Source organism: Psychrobacter sp. P11G5 (assembly GCF_001593305.1).
Classification (GTDB): domain Bacteria; phylum Pseudomonadota; class Gammaproteobacteria; order Pseudomonadales; family Moraxellaceae; genus Psychrobacter.
This window is the reverse complement of sequence record NZ_CP012533.1, coordinates 419846-438681: the sequence shown is the minus strand read 5'-3', so window position 1 is coordinate 438681 and position 18836 is coordinate 419846. Positions and strand designations below refer to the sequence as shown.

The following is an 18836-nucleotide window of genomic DNA, read 5'->3' as shown; positions in this document are numbered from 1 at the left end:
CAGCCTAATTGCTGGCGTTTTTTATTAGTTATAAAAACAGGAAGCTTACAGGACGACATACGCATGCAAAGTGGCGAAATCAAACACTGGAAACAAGATAAAGGCTATGGCTTTATCGACGTAGATAATCAAAGTGAAGACGTGTTTTTTCATGTCAGTAAAGTGAAGTTGTCGCAACCAATCACCGTAGGTCAAAGAGTCTATTTCAATAGTGAACGTAACGATAAAAATCAATTGCGTGCCACTGAAGTCACTGATGTTTCATTAAGCCTTCAAGAAAGCGCAGATTCAGATTACCCCACGCGCTCGTCAAGTAATATCGGTCAAAATAATGGCTTTCACAATAGTCAGAATAATCGAAACAATCATAGCAATCGCAACCACCATCGTAGTAGCCAAGATAAGAAAAGCTCGCTATCTACCCTATTTAGTTTGATAACTATCATTGCAATCGCTGTTTATTTCTTTGCAGATTTAAAGTCTACTTTCTTTACAGATAGCGTCCAACCGACCTCTATATCACAAACCTCATCGGAAACGAGCCAATCAAAGGCACGTGGCATAACTGGCGACCCTCAGATAGACCAAACCATCGCGCTTATTCAACAAGGTGGACCTTTTCCATATCCTAATAAAGACGGTACTACTTTTTATAATCGAGAAGGCAGACTACCCGCGCAGTCCCAAGGCTACTACCGTGAATATACCGTACCTACGCCTGGGGTTTCTCATCGCGGGGCGCGGCGCATTGTCACTGGTGGTAATCCTCCAACCATATATTATTTGACAGTCGACCACTACGATAGCTTTCGAAAATTGGAGGTAAATTAATATGAGCCAAGCCATTTATTATATTAATCAAAACGGCATTAACCAAAACAGCATTAACCAAAACAGCATTAACCAAAACGGTACAACACTTAGTGACAGCATTCCTGAGCAGGCTGTTAACATCCCCATCGGTAAAGTGCTTGATAAAGAAAATCTTTTAACCAGCTTAGCCAAAGCGTGCGATTTTCCTAGCTACTTTGTCCATAATTGGGACAGTGCTTGGGACTGCTTGACGGATAGTGATGTCACTCATTTACAGCTCAGTTTAACTAAGACAGAAACCATCAATACTGAAGACTTTAACGTTTTTAAAAGCATTATTGAAGACGCCTACAAAGATTTTGGTAAGCCGCAATTGTGGGTGATTGTTTCGTCCGAAATTGTGTCGTCCGAAGATAAGGACTAGTCGCTAATTATCACAAAAACCTGATTTCGAGATAAAGCCATATTTATCCCGGATTCAGGTTAATTAATATTTAGAGAAAGGATTAACGTATGGAAATTACTTTAAACGGCTATTACACATTGATATTAGCCACCTTAGTGCTACTGCTGGGACGCTTTTTGGTTAAGAGAATTAAGTTTTTAGAAGACTTTAACATTCCAGAGCCAGTTGCTGGTGGCTTGGTTGCTGCAATTGTTGTCTATATTTTAAATATCTTTTGGGGTTATACCTTCAACTTTCATCAAGGTTTGCAGACGGCAACTATGCTCATGTTCTTTGCCTCTATTGGACTCAGTGCTGACTTTGGTAGGCTTAAAGCGGGTGGTTCGCCGTTATTAATTTTCACTATTGTGGTATCAGTTTTTATTGTCTTGCAAGATGTCGTTGGCGTGGCCATGGCAAGCGCATTGGGACTTGATCCTCTACTCGGATTAGTAACAGGTTCTATTGCTCTTACCGGAGGACACGGCACAGCAGGTGCTTGGGGCATTACTTTAGAAGAAGATTATGGCGTGGTTGGAGCGACGACGCTTGGTATCGCGGTTGCAACCTATGGTTTGGTAGCAGGTGGTATCGTTGGTGGTCCTGTTGCGCGGCGCTTGATTCAAAGGCTTGGTCTAAAACCGACACCAGCCAATCCAAATCCTAGTGACATCGAAAAGGTCGCTGGTGCGCAGTCATTGTACAGTACCAAACATGATGAAGATTCAGCGCATAGCAATAAAGAAATCTTTGAAAGACCTGACAGTATGCGCTTTATCACTGCCTCCTCTACCATTGAGACCTTGGCGCTATTTGCTGGTGCATTGGCATTTGCAGATGCCATGACACTCGTTGCAGCAGATACTTGGTTTGAGTTACCCACCTTCGTTTGGGCACTGGCAGGCGGTGTCATTATCCGTAATGTATTAACTATGGTGTTTGATTTTGATATGTTCGACCGCTCCATTGATGTGTTTGGTAACGCTTCTTTGAGTCTATTCTTAGCGATGGCATTGCTGTCATTAAAACTTTGGCAGTTGACTGATTTAGCGGGTCCTGTATTAATTATCTTGCTGGTGCAGACAGCGATTATGATTGTGTATGTCTACTTTATAACGTTCAAAGTAATGGGAAAAAACTATGATGCAGCTGTGTTATCAGCAGGACATTGTGGTTTTGGTATGGGCGCAACGCCGACTGCAATTGCTAACATGCAGGCGGTAACCGATCGCTACTTGCCATCACCTAAAGCGTTTTTGATTGTGCCGATGGTTGGTGCTTTCTTCGTTGATATCGTCAACGCCACGATATTACAGATATTTACGAAGTTGCCGTTTATGTAAGTTAAGAGTGTAATAGCATCAGATCTAATTGCTTAAGAAAACAAAAAAACCGCCTAGCAAAAGCTAAGCGGTTTTTATATTATCTGATTTTATTTATTTAAAGTTTACTGGTTTTTTTCGTAAACTGGCAGCTCTTTACAGATAGCTTCTACTTTGCCACGTATTTCAGCAAGGACTTTTTCATCACCACGGCTGTCTAGGACATCGCAGATCCAGCCAGCTAAATCACTAGCTTGCGCTTCGTTAAAGCCACGAGTAGTAATCGCTGGAGTACCAATACGGATACCAGAAGTGACGAACGGAGATTTTGGATCATTTGGTACTGCGTTTTTATTCACAGTGATATGTGCATCGCCAAGCCATTTGTCCGCTTCTTTACCAGTCATTTCTTGCTTGACTAAGCTGATAAGCATGAGATGGTTTTCAGTACCACCAGAGATGATTTCATAACCACGTTCTTGGATGACTTTAGCCATTGCTTGCGCGTTTTTAACGACTTGCTGCTGATAGGTTTTGAAGTTATCTTCTAAGGCTTCTTTGAAGCAAATCGCTTTAGCAGCAATTACGTGCATCAACGGGCCACCTTGGTTGCCTGGGAATACCGCAGAATTGAGCTTTTTCGCAAGCTTCTCATCACGTGCCAAGATCATACCTGAGCGCGGGCCACGTAAGGTTTTGTGCGTCGTAGTAGTCACTACATCAGCGAAAGGTACTGGGCTTGGGTAAACGCCACCAGCGATAAGACCAGCAACGTGTGCCATATCTACCAGTAAGTACGCACCTACTTCGTCGGCGATTTCACGGAAACGCGCCCAATCGACCACTTGTGAATAGGCTGAAAAACCAGCAATAATCATTTTAGGCTTATGCTCTTTTGCCAAACGCTCAACTTCGTCATAATCGATAAGGCCAGTGCCCTCAACCAAGCCGTACTGTACCGCATTGTAGTTAAGGCCTGAGAAGTTAATATGCGCGCCATGAGTCAAGTGACCACCCGCGTCTAGGCTCATGCCTAGTACCGTGTCATTAGGCTCAAGCAATGCTAAAAATACTGCTGAGTTTGCTTGGCTACCTGAATGCGGCTGTACGTTTACATACTCGGCACCGAACAATTCTTTTGCGCGATCAATAGCCAATTGCTCAACAACATCAACATGCTCGCAGCCACCATAATAACGCTTACCTGGATAGCCTTCAGCATATTTGTTGGTTAGATCTGTTCCTTGCGCTTCCATCACTGCTTGCGAGCAATAGTTTTCTGATGCAATAAGCTCAATGTGGTTTTCTTGACGTACACTTTCAGCTTCCATAGCTTCAGAAAGTACTGGATCAAACTCTTTGATAGATATATCTTTAAACATATTAATGTCCTATATATTGACTATTATTAGAAGGGAGCTATTAGAAGGAAGAAGTCTAGAATTGACATCTCGCTCTCAGCAATATTTTCGATGCGCTCCTGCATTTAGGGTATCGCTGCACTCAAGTGTAACATGAAACTTTATGTTACGAACGCAAAAAAACCTCACCTTAAGATGCGTTAATTAAATGCCCCTATAACGTAAATAAATAGCCAATAAAATAAATAGCTTACTTATTTTTAATACATGCCAGCACATGTTAGATACGTCATATTTAGCAACGTTTATCTATAAGACGTATATTTATTAAAAATCCTCAAGCATTGCCGGACAAAAATGCTGATAAAAAGGTCTCGCTGATAAGTAATTTGCGTCCATACCAATCATAACGTGTTTGGCGTTGCCAACCATCGTCAGTTAAGCAAACAGAACGCTTATTAGGTAAGGTGCGGCTGCATTTAAATAAGACGTAGCCGATAGGAGTGCCTTTTAGTTGCTGTAGACGGCGCGCGCGTCCTTTTAGACTTGATAAAGGAAAGACACTTTGCGCCTGTACCCAAGGCCTGTCATCATTACCATACAGCTGAACTTCACGTACCCATGCTAGCATCGGACGATTAAGTGCTGAGCGATGTAGACCTAGTTGCTGCTTTTGACGTAACGTAAGCTGACGATAGCCTTCAAAACTACGCTCTACGCGTAATGGCTGTCCTGCCCTTTCTTCGAGCATTGCAGTCAAAGAGCCTTCGGCATTGAGCCACGATAGTAGCTCAATTGGTGGTATCGAAGTATTGGAATAATCAAAGGAGTGACTGGGCATAAGTGACTAAATGTGAGAGGTTAGAAAAGAAAAGCCGATATTAATCATGACTATTAAACCTTATTCATCATGATCAATAAACTTGGGCATATTATCAATATTAAATGGTAATGCATCATGTGCTTGCTGGCGATATCGCGTCATTTGTAGTCGATCTTTTGTACAGAAGTCTGCAATCGCTGGTACAAAACGCGGATCATAAATACGGTGCAAAGAATGCGTTTTGGTTGGAATAAAACCCCGTATTAATTTGTGCTCGCCTTGAGTACCTGGATCAAAATTTTTCAGACCCTGCTCAATGGCAAACTCAATGCCTTGATAATAGCACAGCTCAAAATGCAAGCTGTCATACTCACCAAGCGCTCCCCAATAACGACCATATAAAGTCGCATTTTCGCTATGAGGTTTATCATATAAAAACAAGCTACTGGCAATAATCTTATCATTACTATCATAAGCTTGCGCCAAAAAAAGATACTCAGACATCTCTTTTGCTAATGCCATAAAAAACGCTTCTTTTAGATATGGCTGCTGTCCGCGAACGGCATAGGTCATCACATAGCAATGATAAAACGCCTTCCAATCCGCATCAGTAATCTCATCTCCGCACTTACGAACACAGTAAACTTCTTGTGCAGCAACCTTCCTACGCTCAGCGCGAATATTTTTACGTTTTTTAGCAGTCAATGTCATTAAGAACGCATCGAAGTCCGCAAAGGGCTGACCATCTTGCAGTAAGTCCTCATTCTGCCATAGGAACTGACAGCCTTGGCGCTCAAGGATAGGATTGTTTGCAGTAAGCTCTACTATTTCAGTATTGGTCACCTGTGCTGGATCAACCATATTATTGGCAGGCATTGATGACGTCGCAAGTTTGGCTAATTCTGGCGTCACAAACAACCCATGCCAGCCTGATGCTCCTACTTGCTGCGCGATATCATCCACTCCTGCTATCGCAGTTTTTACAATATCGGCGTTAAGCGTTTCACCAGCTGCCAACCACAAACGCTGACCGGTAATCGGTGTATAAGGCGAGCTTGTCACCAGACGTGGGTAATAATCGATGCCGTAATGCGCATAAGCCTGTGCCCATGCGTGATCAAAGACGAATTCGCCACGATGATGGTCTTTTACAAAGACTGGCATGACAGCGACAGGCTGAGAGATGTCCACTGGTGCTGTGGTTGGATCATCTAACGCTTCACTCTCAGCACCATCTGTACGATAGACCAAAATGAAGATAGGCAACCATCCTGCCCGCTCACCAATCGCACCGGTATCTATCAATGCCTGCCAAAAGGCAAACGACATAAAAGGGGTATCAGGCAGTTGCCAATCGGCTCGACTCTGCCAACTGGTATCGTTAAGTAGCGCATACTGTAGATTCATAAGACTCACACTGTTTTTTCTTTATCGTTTAGCCTACCAAACGTCAGATATTTTGCTGTCACAATTTGCAAAAAATGCAGATAAAATAAACATCGCAAATAGAGAGATTATCATAATGGTTTCCAACCAAGCATAAAAAAGCCACCTACAAAAATGCAGATGACTTTACTTGACGTTTTATTATTTAATAACAATATTAAGTGCTGTTTGTCTGTCAATTGTATTTGCAATGTGTATGTATATACTGGTTTTATCGCTTTTACTTTAAAAAACGGGGTTAAAGAGCGGTACTTGAATGGAAAAGATGATATCGAGGCTGATGACTGGTAGAATAACGTTGTTATTAGCTTAATATAATTCCGATACATAGGATATGAGCGAAAACGGTACACTTAGTTCATTATATAAGATTGACATCGTATCGTATTTATAGTGGATTCACTATGATATGCCGTCAACAGTTCACTTTCAAACAGTTTAGAGCGTATGTTCTAAGTCTTATTTTAGTGAATGTTAGCGACTAAAGATTTTCAGAAGTTTCCAAGTGTTTTAAGACTACCTACGATTTGTTCAAATTAACCGCATAATCATTATTGCATAGACTTGTTAAGTCATATTTAAGCTCTATTATTCACTACAGACTAGAGGAACAATTATAAATGTCAAAGATTATTTATACCAAAACTGATGAGGCCCCTGCTCTAGCAACCCTATCCTTCTTACCTATTGTTGAAGCTTTTACAAAAACAGCAGGGATTGCTGTTGAAACCAGTGATATCTCTGTTGCCGCGCGAGTATTGGCTGAATTCCCTGAATACCTAACAGAAGAACAACGCGTTCCAGATAATTTAGCTGAGCTTGGTCGTCTAACACAAGACCCTAACACCAATATTATCAAGCTGCCAAACATCAGTGCTTCTGTGCAGCAGCTTAAAGCTGCTATCAAAGAGCTGCAAAGCAAAGGCTTCGCGTTACCTGATTTTCCTGAAGATCCACAATCTGACGAAGAAAAAGAGCTACGTAAGCGTTATGGTAAAAGCCTAGGCAGTTCGGTTAACCCCGTATTGCGTGAGGGTAACTCAGACCGCCGCGCTCCTAAAGCCGTCAAGAACTATGCTCGCAAACATCCGCATTCTATGGGTGAATGGAAACAGTGGTCAAGCACGCACGTGTCACACATGCATGGCGGCGACTTCTATGATGGCGAACAATCGATGACCTTAGACAAAGCCCGTAATGTACGTATGGACTTGTTACTTGATGATGGCACCAGTAAGGTCTTGAAGCCTAAAATTGCGCTACAAGATAAAGAAGTCATTGATTTGATGGTCATGAGCAAAAAATCATTATTAGAGTTTTATGAGCAAGAAATGGAAGATTGCCGCGAAGCTGGCATCTTGTTTTCACTGCACGTAAAAGCAACTATGATGAAAGTGTCACACCCTATCGTGTTTGGACATGCCGTCAGAATTTATTATAAAGATGCATTTGACAAGCATGGTGCTTTCTTCGATGAGTTAGGCATTAACGTCAACAACGGTATGGCTGACCTATACGACAAAATCTCAACACTACCGGCATCAAAGCGTGAAGAGATTGAGCAAGATTTGCATGCTTGTCAAGAGCATCGCCCACGTCTGGCCATGGTTGATTCTGCAAAAGGTATCACCAACTTCCATTCACCAAGCGACATTATTGTCGATGCATCGATGCCTGCTATGATTCGCAATGGCGGTAAAATGTGGGGCGCTGATGGCAAACTATATGATTGTAAAGCCGTCATGCCTGAGTCTACCTTTGCCCGTATTTATCAAGAGATGATCAACTTCTGTAAATGGCATGGTAACTTTGATCCAACCACTATGGGTACTGTCCCTAATGTTGGCCTCATGGCACAAAAAGCCGAAGAGTATGGCTCGCACGATAAGACCTTTGAATCTAGCGATGCAGGTATTGCACGTATTGTTGACGTTGATACCGATGAAGTATTGCTTGAAAAGCGTGTTGAAAAAGGCGATATCTGGCGCATGTGTCAAGTTAAAGACTTACCTATCCAAGATTGGGTTAAACTTGCCGTACGCCGCGCACGTGAGTCAGACACCCCTGTCATCTTCTGGTTAGACCCATACCGTCCACATGAAAATGAGCTGATCAAAAAAGTTAACACTTACTTGAAAGATCATGACACTGACGGCCTGCATATTGAAATTATGTCACAGGTTCGCGCCATGCGTTATACCTTAGAGCGCGTCGCTCGTGGTCTTGATACTATCTCTGCGACAGGTAACATTTTACGTGACTATCTAACTGATTTATTCCCAATTTTAGAGTTGGGAACCAGTGCCAAGATGTTATCCGTCGTACCGTTAATGAAAGGTGGTGGTTTGTTTGAAACGGGCGCAGGCGGTTCTGCTCCGAAGCACGTTGAGCAGCTAGTAGAAGAAAACCACTTACGTTGGGATTCACTAGGTGAGTTTTTAGCCTTGACGGTATCTTTAGAACACTTGGCTAGCAACGATGACAATGCTAAAGCTAAAGTATTGGCAGATACGCTAGATAAAGCGACAGAAAAACTGTTGCTAAATGACAAGTCACCATCACGTAAAACTGGTGAAATAGATAACCGTGGCAGCCATTTCTATCTAGCCATGTACTGGGCCGAAGAGCTAGCGGCACAAGAGCAAGATAGCGAACTAAAAGCGCAGTTTACGCCATTTGCGCAAAAGCTGAAAGACAATGAAGACGCAATTGTTAAAGAGCTTAGTAAGGTTCAAGGCAAGTCTGTAGACATCAAAGGCTACTACTATGCAGATGAAGAATTGGCTAAGCAAGTAATGCGTCCAAGTGCTTTATTTAATGACACTTTAGCATCGTTATAATTGATTGCTAGAGTTATTAGTCTTGTGTAGGTAAGGTTAGGTGGATTTGCACCTTAACTTATCAAGCCTGTAGAACGCCCCAAAGGTCTTAGATCTTTGGGGCGTTTTTTTGTACTAGTTATAAAATTTTTGTAAAAGCTAACTGTGAAAAAACACCACTAAAAACGACGATAAAAAAAGCCACCTACATTATTATAGATGGCTTTTTTAACAGCTGATATTAAATTGCTTTTAGCTCATGATGAAGCGATGACTATGCATCCATGTGCTTAATTATCGCCTTACCAAACTCAGAAGTACTAAGCAAGATAGCATCTGGCATCAAGCGTTCAAAGTCGTAAGTGACCGTCTTATTAGCGATAGCACCTTGAATGCCTTCGATAATGAGGTCTGCTGCTTCGACCCAGCCCATATCACGTAACATCATCTCAGCCGATAGAATCAGTGACCCTGGGTTTACTTTGTTCTGACCAGCATATTTAGGCGCAGTACCATGAGTCGCTTCATAGACAGAGACAGCTCCACCTTTATTAGCTCCCGGTGCGATACCAATACCACCAACCTCAGCTGCTAGTGCATCCGAGATATAGTCACCGTTCAGGTTCAGTGTTGCGACTACTGAGTAATCAGCAGGGCGCATCAAAATCTGTTGTAAGAACGCATCAGCAATCACGTCTTTGATGATAATATCATTACCCGTTTTTGGGTTTTTCATCGTCATCCAAGGACCACCATCTAATAGCTCAGCACCGAAACGCTCTGCGGCTATCTCATAGCCCCACTCTTTAAACGCACCTTCGGTGAACTTCATAATATTACCTTTGTGAACCAGCGTCACACTTGGCAAATCATTATCGATAGCATGTTGAATGGCCTTACGCACTAGGCGCTGAGAGCCTTCTTTTGATACTGGCTTGATACCGATACCACAGTCATCAGAGAAGCGAATCTTCGTGACACCCATTTCTTCTTTTAAGAATTTGATGATTTTCTTGGCTTCATCACTGCCCGCTTTCCACTCAATACCTGCATAGATATCTTCTGAGTTTTCGCGAAAAATAACCATATCAGTTAGCTCCGGATGGTGAACTGGGCTTGGTACGCCTTCAAACCAACGTACTGGACGCTGACAGACATATAAATCAAGCTCTTGACGTACCGCCACGTTCAACGAGCGAAAGCCGCCGCCAACAGGCGTAGTCAATGGGCCTTTAATACTGATAACATAGTCTTTTAAAATCTCTAGCGTTTCACTTGGCAGGTAATCACCATCGTAAATTTTGGCTGCTTTTTCACCTAAGTAAGCCTCCATCCAGATGATTGATTTTTTGCCATGATATGCCTTATCCACTGCAGCATTAACCACTTTTATCATGACAGGAGTGATATCTACACCGATACCATCACCTTCAACGAATGGGATGATTGGATTATTAGGGACATTCAACGACAAATCAGCGTTTACGGTGATTTTTTCTCCGTCTCTTGGTACGATAACCTTATCATAGGACATGAATAAAACTCCTTGGTTGTATGTTATAGGTCGCAAGCACGCTTATCACTCTGTTATGCTAGCTAATTTCCTACTGCACAAATTTAACAATGGTTGGTTTTTTTAGTTGTGAGTTATATAAAAATCTGTAAAAAATGTTATAAATCATCAGGATCATAGTACTAAAATAAGGTGCTAGATGATAATTTCTCTGATACATAGGCCATATACGAATATCAATATTGCAAACACCACTATTTTAGTATGGTTTTAATCTTACCTCTTTATTGTATGATAGTAATAGATTAATTAACACAGTCTGTAAGTATTAAATACCTAATTAAGTACACCCTAACACCTATCGTTTGATTGCTTGGTTTCAAAATGTCAGACAATAGTATTTACCCCTGTTTCTCTTTCTCATCTGTTCTCCTTTTTTATTTTATTAAACTTTCTTAATTTACTCTTCTGTTTGGATATATCTGCTCTATGTCGACATCAAGCCTCATTTTATTCAATAAGCCTTACGGGGTGCAAAGTCAGTTTCGGGACGATAGTAATAACGACCATACCACTTTATCGCAATACTTCACTGACAAGTCCTTAAGAGTCGCCGGTCGACTTGATGCGACCTCAGAAGGTTTACTGATTTTGACAAGTGATGGTCGGGTAAATAAAGCCATTACGCACCCGCCAAAAGCCAATGATGGACACAAACAAGGTAAAACTTATTTAGTGCAAGTTGAGGGTATCCCTACTCCTCAGCAACTAAGTCAGCTTGAAAAAGGCGTTGTTCTTAAAGATGGAAAAACCCTACCTGCCAAAGTCAAACAGTTGAGTGAAGATGAGTTACCAATGTCCCTATGGCAACGTGACCCACCGATACGCGAGCGTAAAAGCGTGCCAGACTCATGGCTGATGCTGACTATCTATGAAGGTAAAAACCGTCAAGTAAGACGAATGTCGGCGCATGTTGGCTTACCTTGCTTACGCCTCATTCGCTGGTCTGTAGCAGGATTTGAATTAGGCGATCTAGAAGTTGGTGAATTTGTACGTATTCACCTAAATAGCGAGCGTTGCCAACAACTGGGTATTATGATGTAACCGAATGTATATTAGCGCAAATTTGGCAACGACATTTAAAACGGTAGCGTCTCGAATTGGTAAGGTTAATCTGCTAAGATTCATTATTTGTTGTGTTTCAGCTCTATAATTCGTCAAACTGTTAATCTGTTTGACTGTTTGACTTGCTTGTTTATGTTAAGGATATGTCATGACCTCTTCTTATCACTATCGTTTCGCTATTCTCGCTGCTAGCGTAGCATCGGTACTCGCGCTGAGTGCCTGTCAGCCAGCGACTGAAAATACTGAATCTACCAAAATAGAAGAGGTGGTAGCACCCTCAATCGAGACATCTAAAACAGACGACGCTCAAACGATAGAGGCACATGCAGGCCATGACATGTCAAATGTCGACATGAGCGCTGATGATATACAAATGAGCGATATGCTCAAAGACTACACCAAGTCGATGACTAGAATGCATGATGAGATGATGATTGGGATGAACTATAACGATCCAGATACTGCATTTGCTAAGGGAATGCTGGGACATCATCGTGGTGCGGTGGAAATGGCAAAAATTGAGCTGAAATACGGTACTAATCAGGCGATGCGTAAGCTGGCGCAAGAAATCATTGATTCGCAGCAAACTGAAATCGATATCATGAACAAATGGCTTGCCAGCCACCCTGATGCGGCTAAACCTAAACCTGATACTCAGGCAATGCAGCAAGCGTATGCCAAGGGTATGGATGCAATGCATGGCGAGATGACACTGGGTATCGCAAACCCTGTACCTGATATGGCGTTCGCTCGCGGCATGTTACCACATCATATAGGCGCAGTAGATATGGCAATGGTTCAGCTAAAATACGGTACTGATGCAGAAATGCGTAAGCTGGCACAGCAGATTATTGATGAACAGCAGCCTGAGATTGAAATCATGCAAGACTGGATTGCTAAGCATGATACCAACGATGTTCTTGTTAAGGATGGCACTATAGATGATAAAGCTGATACGCAAGAACAAGTTAAGCAACCTACTAGCTAAAGCCCATTAAACTCATTGAAGGTTTAATAATATGTTTCGTTACTTTGTTTAAACATCTACTAATATAAACCCTTGCTAGGCATCGTTGCTTAGCAAGGGTTTTTTAATTCCTCTCATTACCATAGATAGATAATTGCTATTTTATTAATCGCTATCAGCTTAGTAGGTTTATTGCTGATAGCGCTTCATCCCGTCAAGCCATCCTTGCCAAGCTGGAGCGATGTCAGTACTGTCTACGCTCTCTTCTAAAAACTTATCCATTCTTGCCAAACTCAGATTTATTTTATGTGGCAACGCTTTTTCTATATTATCTTGCGCTTGCACAGCAGCTTTAGGTAATACGGAGACACGCATCAGCTCATCACGGCGAAACAAATGACAGCGAACCTCATGCTGAGCGTTGCTTAAAGACACTAATTGCTTGTTATCAGCCTTGATACCATCAATAGCGACAATAACATCATGAGCAGATATTCCAGACTTTGCAGCGGCACTACCGCGTTGTACTCGATTGACTTTTAGACCGGCTGGCGTCTCGCTACAGCGCATGCCCCAAGGTACTTTTTTATCTGCGGTATCTTTGATGTCAACATGGATTTTAATGCCATTGGCTGTCAGTAGTTGCTCAAGAGGTAACTCTTCTACGCCATTGACATAGCGGTGCTCAAAATCTTCCCAATCTGCTACTGGCATAAACTGACCAATCACCGTACTCATATCGGCACTGCTGATACCAATACGCTTATTGTCGTTTTTCTTTGCTTGATTATAAAACGCCTTCACCACATCAAAGAGGCGATAGCGACCGGCGCTTTTTTGTTGCAGCGTTAAATCTAAGCATAGCGCGACCAATGCACCTTTATTGTAATAACTGATACCAGCGTTACCGGTATTTTCATCGCTACGATAAAGCTTAATCCATGCGTCAAAACTCGATTCTGCGACACTTTGGTGCGCTCGTCCATCTGTCTGATAGTAGCGATTAATTTGTTCAGCCAATAGTTTGAGATAACTTGCTTTATCAATTACCCCTGAGGCTTGCAACATAAAATCGTCAATGTAAGAGGTAAAACCTTCAAATACCCATAGTAGTGGCGTAAAGGCTTCCTTACGAAGATCTACATCTAGCATGACATCTGGACGTACGGTCTTGACCCACCACGAATGAAAGTATTCATGACTACATAAGCCTAAAAAGCGCTGATAGTCGTTACTTGGTATTTTAGGCTCGTTAATACTTGGCAAGTCACGACGCGGCGTAATTAGGCTAGTTGAATTAATATGCTCAAGACCACCATAATCTTGACCACTGGCATAAGTCATAAAGGTATAGTCGTCAAATGGCGCATCGCCTAGCCAATTCACATAAGCCTGACAAATCTGGGTCACATCTTGCTGCAACCGGCCCATGTTTGCATGGTGTTTGCCAGAGATAAAAAAGCGATGACTCAATGTCTGATGCCCATCATCCTGAATAATAAAACTAAACGACTCTTGAGCTGCAATCTCAAACGGATGATCTATTAGCTCATGGTAGCTATCTGCCTGTAGACTGTAGCCATGCTTACTACTCCCATCCTGCGCATCAATGTGTAGATGAGTGGCTTCAAGACCACATGCCAGCACCACATCACTATTATCCTTGCCTTTCAAATTATTGTCTGTTACCTGTTGACCAGCTGTAAATGCTGTGGGCACAATAAGACTAACTTGTACTGGTTTAAGCTCCTGACCTTCAACGGCTAACGCGAGAGAGGTAAAGTTACCATACAAACGCTGCTGATCGACATAAGCGGTGCGTACCGATAAGTCGTAGCAGTAGACTTCATAATGTACGCTCAACGTCTGCCCTACTTCAACCTGTGGTAATTGCCAAGTGTTTTTATCAATTTTATGGGCGCGATGTTTAGGATGACTATCATTACTATTAGCTACGTTTTCTATTTGATAATGAACTGCCGTAATATTGCGAGCGAATTCACGCATCAAATAACTGCCGGGTATCCATGCTGGCAGCCATAAACATGGCAATGTCGTCTCTGCGATAAAGCTGAGCGTAATATCGACTAAATGCTCAGAAAAGCGAGTGAAATCGAGTCGATAACTGATGTCAGCTGCCGATTTACGCGAATCATGCTGATTTGATTGGTTGTCTGAAGAACTAGATATTGAAGTCATAGTAAATTCTTATTATGGTGTTTAAGGTTATGGTAGAAGCCTCGAGAAGAAAACGCAACTGATAAGAAAAGAGTCATATAGTCAATACACTTTGAAAAGAATACAGAGTTATTGGGATAAATTTTTTCAAGCCTCTGTCTGGCAAAGCGCACAGCAAGCGAGGAAAATTTATACCAGTAACAAGTTAACAGAGCCGTATTTATATTATTCCGAACTGCCTATAAGTAACTTATATAGTAATAATTGGATTAATTTCATTAATATTTATATTTTTTATGTTTTTTGCCTTGAAAGTTATTACGACCATCTCTATTAAAGATGCTAACTGCTAAAGTTACTTTGATAAACTAAAATAAACTGATGATAATTGACTAATGATATGGCTTTGAGCTTGCTGATTGGCTTTTTTAGGTTTATTGCAACCGCATTTAATTTTTTATATAGATATATTTAGGATAATTTATGACTACTATCGCAAAAGACACTGCCGTCAAATTCAATTACACCCTAAAAGACGACGAAGGCAACATTCTTGACCAATCTCCAGAAGGTCAACCACTTGCTTATTTGCATGGCCATAGCAACATTATTCCAGGCCTTGAGCAACAGCTAGAAGGTAAATCTGCTGGCGAACGAGTCAATGCAGTTGTTGAGCCTGCTGATGGCTATGGTGAGTATCAAGAACAAGCAGTGCAGCATGTGCCACGTGATAACTTCCAAGGCGTTGATGATATTCAGCCTGGTATGCAGTTCCAGTCAGAAGCTGGCGGCCAAGTAATGCTAGTGACGGTTACTGAAGTTACTGATGACGAAGTTACTGTTGATGCTAATCATCCACTAGCTGGCAAGCGTCTAACTTTTGATGTAGAAATTCAAGAAGTACGTGCAGCAACTGAAGATGAGCTAAACCACGGCCATGTACATGGTGCAGGTGGCGTTGAGCATTAATCTATCGTAAGTTGTATAGAGAATTAAACGACGGGTAAATTAATTTACTTGTTGTTTAAATGAGAAAAGCCAGTAGATATTGCTACTGGCTTTTTTAATGGGCTCATTTTACTAAATAAAAAACTTTTAGTAAGACTCAACTACAATAATTGAAAACGTTTGTTTCACCTAGATTATGCTTTCTTAAACGTAATAAAACCGCATAACGGCAAGCGCTACGCGGTTTCTGTTACTAACCATCCTTGTTAATGCTATGCCATATCCAATCCCAAGATACAGTATAACTGACAGGCATCCAGCCTTATCATCCGTAATCAGCAAACCATCCCTGAAACAATTTATAGACAACCTATAAATACCAATCCCTAGTATCAAAAATAGTATCGTCAAACTGTGCAGTAGGTCTATAATCGCAGATTACCCTATCTGTGGTAAGAGGCTATAGCGTCATTGCGTGTAAGCATATACTTACACTACTTTTTATTTAAGGTTTTATAGCCGTTTGCAGCTTCTCTTCAGGGCTAGCTGTCAGTTTAGGATCAGCACTAAGCATCAAATAAGCCGCTTCATTGATGAAAGCTTCATCCTCAGGTAATTGCGGACGTTTATCAGCTTTCATCTGACTACGTTCTTCAAATTTTGCATCCATTGCTGCCTGATAAGTATTCCAATTGGCATACGGACGCTCACCAGTAGCTTTTAAACGCTTGTTTTCAGCTTGTAGTGAGCGCTCTTCGATTAGTCTCATTTTCGCACGGCGACTGTCGATATCAAGTTCAATAGGTTTTTTCTCATCTTCCATATCACGAATGTCGTTCAAGGTCGATAGATAGACAAACTGCGGATTTTGTTGCTGACGAATTTTAGATTGCTGATTTAATGTTGCAAGCGTGTTTGAGCTGAACTTACCCTCAGGCTTGTATGCAGCCGTTCTGATAGTATCCCATGGCAATGCTTTTTTCTGTGCGCGCTCACCAAAGGTAGCATCATCATAGATATTGACCAATTCTATGTCAGGTACGACACCCTTATTTTGTGTACTACCACCAGTGATACGGTAGAACTTACGCTGGGTCAAAGTCGCAGAACCCAAAGCTAAATTATCTAGCTGAATTTGTGCGGAACCTTTACCAGTTGTGGTACTACCAACAACTAGGCCTCGGCCATAATCTTGAATCGCTGCGGCAAATATCTCACTAGCAGAAGCCGAGGCTAAGTTAGTAAGGACAACTATCTTGCCATCATATAGCTGTTTGCCACCATCGTCATCGCGATACACTTGAATATTGCCACGGTTATCACGAATCTGTACTAATGGCCCACTCTTAATAAATAGCCCTAACATCTTCGCAACTTCATCCAATGAGCCGCCAGGGTTATTACGTAGGTCGACTACGAGGCCATCGATATTTTCTTTGTTTAATTCTTTTAAAGCCTTTTCAGTATCGACACTGACACTGCGATAATCTTCACCATTACGACGGGCACGATAATTTAGATAAAAACTTGGTATTTCAAGCACACCAATACGTTTTGGTGTCGCATCAATATTAGGACTCTGTACTTCTACGACACGCTGGGTTACGCCCGATTCTTCTTGCTGAATAATATCGCGAACCACAGTGACGGTACGGGCGCTTGCCTCCGGCGCACTAGGTTGACGCAACTTGAGCGTTACTGACGTTCCACGCTTACCGCGAATCAAGCCTACAATCTCACGTGTCGACCAGCCGACCACATCGGTCATGGTCTTGCCATCTTCAGCAATACCAACAATCAAATCGTTAGGCTTTATTTGCCCAGTTTTGGCTGCAGGTCCGCCATCGACTAAAGTAACGATACGCGTATAGTCTGGATTTTTGCGATCTGGACGAATAGAAACACCGATGCCTTCTAACTGCAAGCTCGATTGAATCTGTAGTTCGGTTGCTTGAATGGGTGCATAATAATTACTATGTGGATCATAGGTAAGCATAGCGGTATTTAGTACCGTTTCCATGATTTCGTTATCTTTAAGACGTTTCATCTGCCCTTGCTGACGTGACAAGCGGTTCAGTAAAATCTCGCTTGGCGTACGCTGATCATCACGAACTAAATCTTGACCACGCGTAATGTCTGGATTATCTAAGAATATTTGCTCTTTACCTTTTTCGCTTTCTTGACCCAACGTAATACTCATCAACTGGAATTTTAGCTGACGCGCCCAATAATCGCGTTGGTCTTTTTTGGTTTTAAAATGACTAAGCTTTTCACGGTCGAGAATAATGGTTTCATCACTGGTCAAATCAAGGTCGGTTTTGAGCATTCTTGTGGCCATCTCAAAATACTCATTTGAGCGTTTGCGATAGCGTTCAAAGATATCTACGCCGGCAGATAAATCACCACGCTTGAGCCGATTACCAAATTCACTAGCATATTTTTCTTTAAATTCATCAACATCAGACTGCAAAAACAACGTATGGTTGGGATCAAGATTATCAATATACATAGATAAAATTTCACTGCCCATCTTGCTATCAAGCGGCTGGTTCAGATAATGACTGCGATCTAGTAGTGCAGCGACTTGTCTAGTTGTAATTTTCTGTTCAGGAGTTTGGGCAAAGCCTGCGGTATCAGTGTTTGCCACTGCTGTGCCATAGCTTTGCGTCAAAATAAGACCCGCGACGCCAACTGACGCTACGCTGAGTAACCACTGTGCTGGTTGTTTTTTCATTATATGTACCTAGTTGTCTTAAGTGATAAAATACCTAAAGTATATCTTTTCTTGATTTAGCTTATTAGTAGAGAGCATTGAAGCCAATTCGCATCCAATACAATTGAACAATAATAAAAACGAATTTCATCATATTTTTAAGATTGTAATATCAATCAAGCTAGCATTAAAAGCTAGCAAACGCACTACCGTTGTTTTTATTTTTTCTGTACGAGCCAGTATAATTTACTAACAACGCCTAATTAAAAAGCATTTAATATTATCATGGTCATTAGTTTACAACTGTCTCAAACTGTATAAACAATCTTACACGCTACGCCTGCACATACCAAACTTTCTGTC

At 41.7% G+C, this 18836-nt stretch carries 13 protein-coding genes; 7 read left to right on the top strand and 6 right to left on the bottom strand.

The annotated features are described in order from the left end of the window. Nucleotides 1-63 precede the first annotated feature (63 nt). The 3 genes from AK825_RS14945 (at nt 64) to gltS (ending at nt 2601) form a co-directional block, all read left to right on the top strand. Nucleotides 64-831, top strand: coding sequence for a ribonuclease domain-containing protein (locus AK825_RS14945; RefSeq protein ID WP_082787139.1), 768 nt, complete (start codon nt 64-66; stop codon nt 829-831). Between the two features lies 1 nt (nt 832). Continuing rightward, nucleotides 833-1237 (top strand): barstar family protein, encoded by a 405-nt coding sequence (locus AK825_RS01850; protein ID WP_068034249.1) that lies wholly within the window; start codon nt 833-835, stop codon nt 1235-1237. Between the two features lie 89 nt (nt 1238-1326). After that, a complete protein-coding gene (gene gltS / locus AK825_RS01845; protein WP_068034247.1) occupies nt 1327-2601 on the top strand; it encodes a sodium/glutamate symporter in 1275 nt (424 codons plus the stop codon). Between the two features lie 104 nt (nt 2602-2705). On the opposite strand, the gene glyA is transcribed toward gltS, so the two are convergent. The 3 genes from glyA to AK825_RS01830 form a co-directional block, all read right to left on the bottom strand. Next, nucleotides 2706-3962: a serine hydroxymethyltransferase gene (gene glyA / locus AK825_RS01840; protein ID WP_068034245.1), complete on the bottom strand. Its 1257-nt coding sequence runs from the start codon at nt 3960-3962 to the stop codon at nt 2706-2708. Between the two features lie 316 nt (nt 3963-4278). Further along, on the bottom strand, nt 4279-4782 hold the full coding sequence (locus AK825_RS01835) for a chorismate lyase (protein WP_068034243.1): 504 nt from the start codon (nt 4780-4782) through the stop codon (nt 4279-4281). 60 nt (nt 4783-4842) lie between these two features. Continuing rightward, nucleotides 4843-6171 carry a GNAT family N-acetyltransferase gene (locus tag AK825_RS01830; RefSeq protein ID WP_068034242.1) on the bottom strand — a complete coding sequence of 443 codons (1329 nt, stop codon included), beginning with the start codon at nt 6169-6171 and terminating at the stop codon, nt 4843-4845. A gap of 659 nt (nt 6172-6830) precedes the next feature. Between AK825_RS01830 and AK825_RS01825 the strand changes: the two genes are divergently transcribed. After that, nucleotides 6831-9050: an NADP-dependent isocitrate dehydrogenase gene (locus tag AK825_RS01825; RefSeq protein WP_068034240.1), complete on the top strand. Its 2220-nt coding sequence runs from the start codon at nt 6831-6833 to the stop codon at nt 9048-9050. A gap of 253 nt (nt 9051-9303) precedes the next feature. Here AK825_RS01825 and icd read toward each other — a convergent pair whose 3' ends face one another. After that, on the bottom strand, nt 9304-10563 hold the full coding sequence (gene icd, locus AK825_RS01820; protein WP_068034238.1) for an NADP-dependent isocitrate dehydrogenase: 1260 nt from the start codon (nt 10561-10563) through the stop codon (nt 9304-9306). A 468-nt stretch (nt 10564-11031) separates the two neighbouring features. On the opposite strand from icd, the gene AK825_RS01815 reads away from it, so the two are divergent. Further along, on the top strand, nt 11032-11646 hold the full coding sequence (locus AK825_RS01815) for a pseudouridine synthase (RefSeq protein WP_068034237.1): 615 nt from the start codon (nt 11032-11034) through the stop codon (nt 11644-11646). A gap of 169 nt (nt 11647-11815) precedes the next feature. Then, a complete protein-coding gene (locus AK825_RS01810) occupies nt 11816-12655 on the top strand; it encodes a DUF305 domain-containing protein (protein WP_082787138.1) in 840 nt (279 codons plus the stop codon). 168 nt (nt 12656-12823) lie between these two features. On the opposite strand, the gene AK825_RS01805 is transcribed toward AK825_RS01810, so the two are convergent. Continuing rightward, on the bottom strand, nt 12824-14833 hold the full coding sequence (locus AK825_RS01805) for a PDZ domain-containing protein (protein ID WP_068034235.1): 2010 nt from the start codon (nt 14831-14833) through the stop codon (nt 12824-12826). 462 nt (nt 14834-15295) lie between these two features. Between AK825_RS01805 and AK825_RS01800 the strand changes: the two genes are divergently transcribed. Continuing rightward, on the top strand, nt 15296-15781 hold the full coding sequence (locus AK825_RS01800) for a peptidylprolyl isomerase (protein ID WP_068034232.1): 486 nt from the start codon (nt 15296-15298) through the stop codon (nt 15779-15781). 484 nt (nt 15782-16265) lie between these two features. Here AK825_RS01800 and AK825_RS01795 read toward each other — a convergent pair whose 3' ends face one another. Further along, the gene (locus tag AK825_RS01795) at nt 16266-18494 is read right to left on the bottom strand and encodes a carboxy terminal-processing peptidase (protein WP_068034230.1); all 2229 of its coding nucleotides are present in this window, start codon (nt 18492-18494) and stop codon (nt 16266-16268) included. Nucleotides 18495-18836: the final 342 nt, after the last annotated feature.

Coding starts and splice junctions, on each gene's coding strand:
- AK825_RS14945 (WP_082787139.1), top strand. CDS start 64: ATGCAAAGTGGCGAAATCAAACACTGGAAACAAGATAAAGGCTATGGC.
- AK825_RS01850 (WP_068034249.1), top strand. CDS start 833: ATGAGCCAAGCCATTTATTATATTAATCAAAACGGCATTAACCAAAAC.
- gltS (WP_068034247.1), top strand. CDS start 1,327: ATGGAAATTACTTTAAACGGCTATTACACATTGATATTAGCCACCTTA.
- glyA (WP_068034245.1), bottom strand. CDS start 3,962: ATGTTTAAAGATATATCTATCAAAGAGTTTGATCCAGTACTTTCTGAA.
- AK825_RS01835 (WP_068034243.1), bottom strand. CDS start 4,782: ATGCCCAGTCACTCCTTTGATTATTCCAATACTTCGATACCACCAATT.
- AK825_RS01830 (WP_068034242.1), bottom strand. CDS start 6,171: ATGAATCTACAGTATGCGCTACTTAACGATACCAGTTGGCAGAGTCGA.
- AK825_RS01825 (WP_068034240.1), top strand. CDS start 6,831: ATGTCAAAGATTATTTATACCAAAACTGATGAGGCCCCTGCTCTAGCA.
- icd (WP_068034238.1), bottom strand. CDS start 10,563: ATGTCCTATGATAAGGTTATCGTACCAAGAGACGGAGAAAAAATCACC.
- AK825_RS01815 (WP_068034237.1), top strand. CDS start 11,032: ATGTCGACATCAAGCCTCATTTTATTCAATAAGCCTTACGGGGTGCAA.
- AK825_RS01810 (WP_082787138.1), top strand. CDS start 11,816: ATGACCTCTTCTTATCACTATCGTTTCGCTATTCTCGCTGCTAGCGTA.
- AK825_RS01805 (WP_068034235.1), bottom strand. CDS start 14,833: ATGACTTCAATATCTAGTTCTTCAGACAACCAATCAAATCAGCATGAT.
- AK825_RS01800 (WP_068034232.1), top strand. CDS start 15,296: ATGACTACTATCGCAAAAGACACTGCCGTCAAATTCAATTACACCCTA.
- AK825_RS01795 (WP_068034230.1), bottom strand. CDS start 18,494: ATGAAAAAACAACCAGCACAGTGGTTACTCAGCGTAGCGTCAGTTGGC.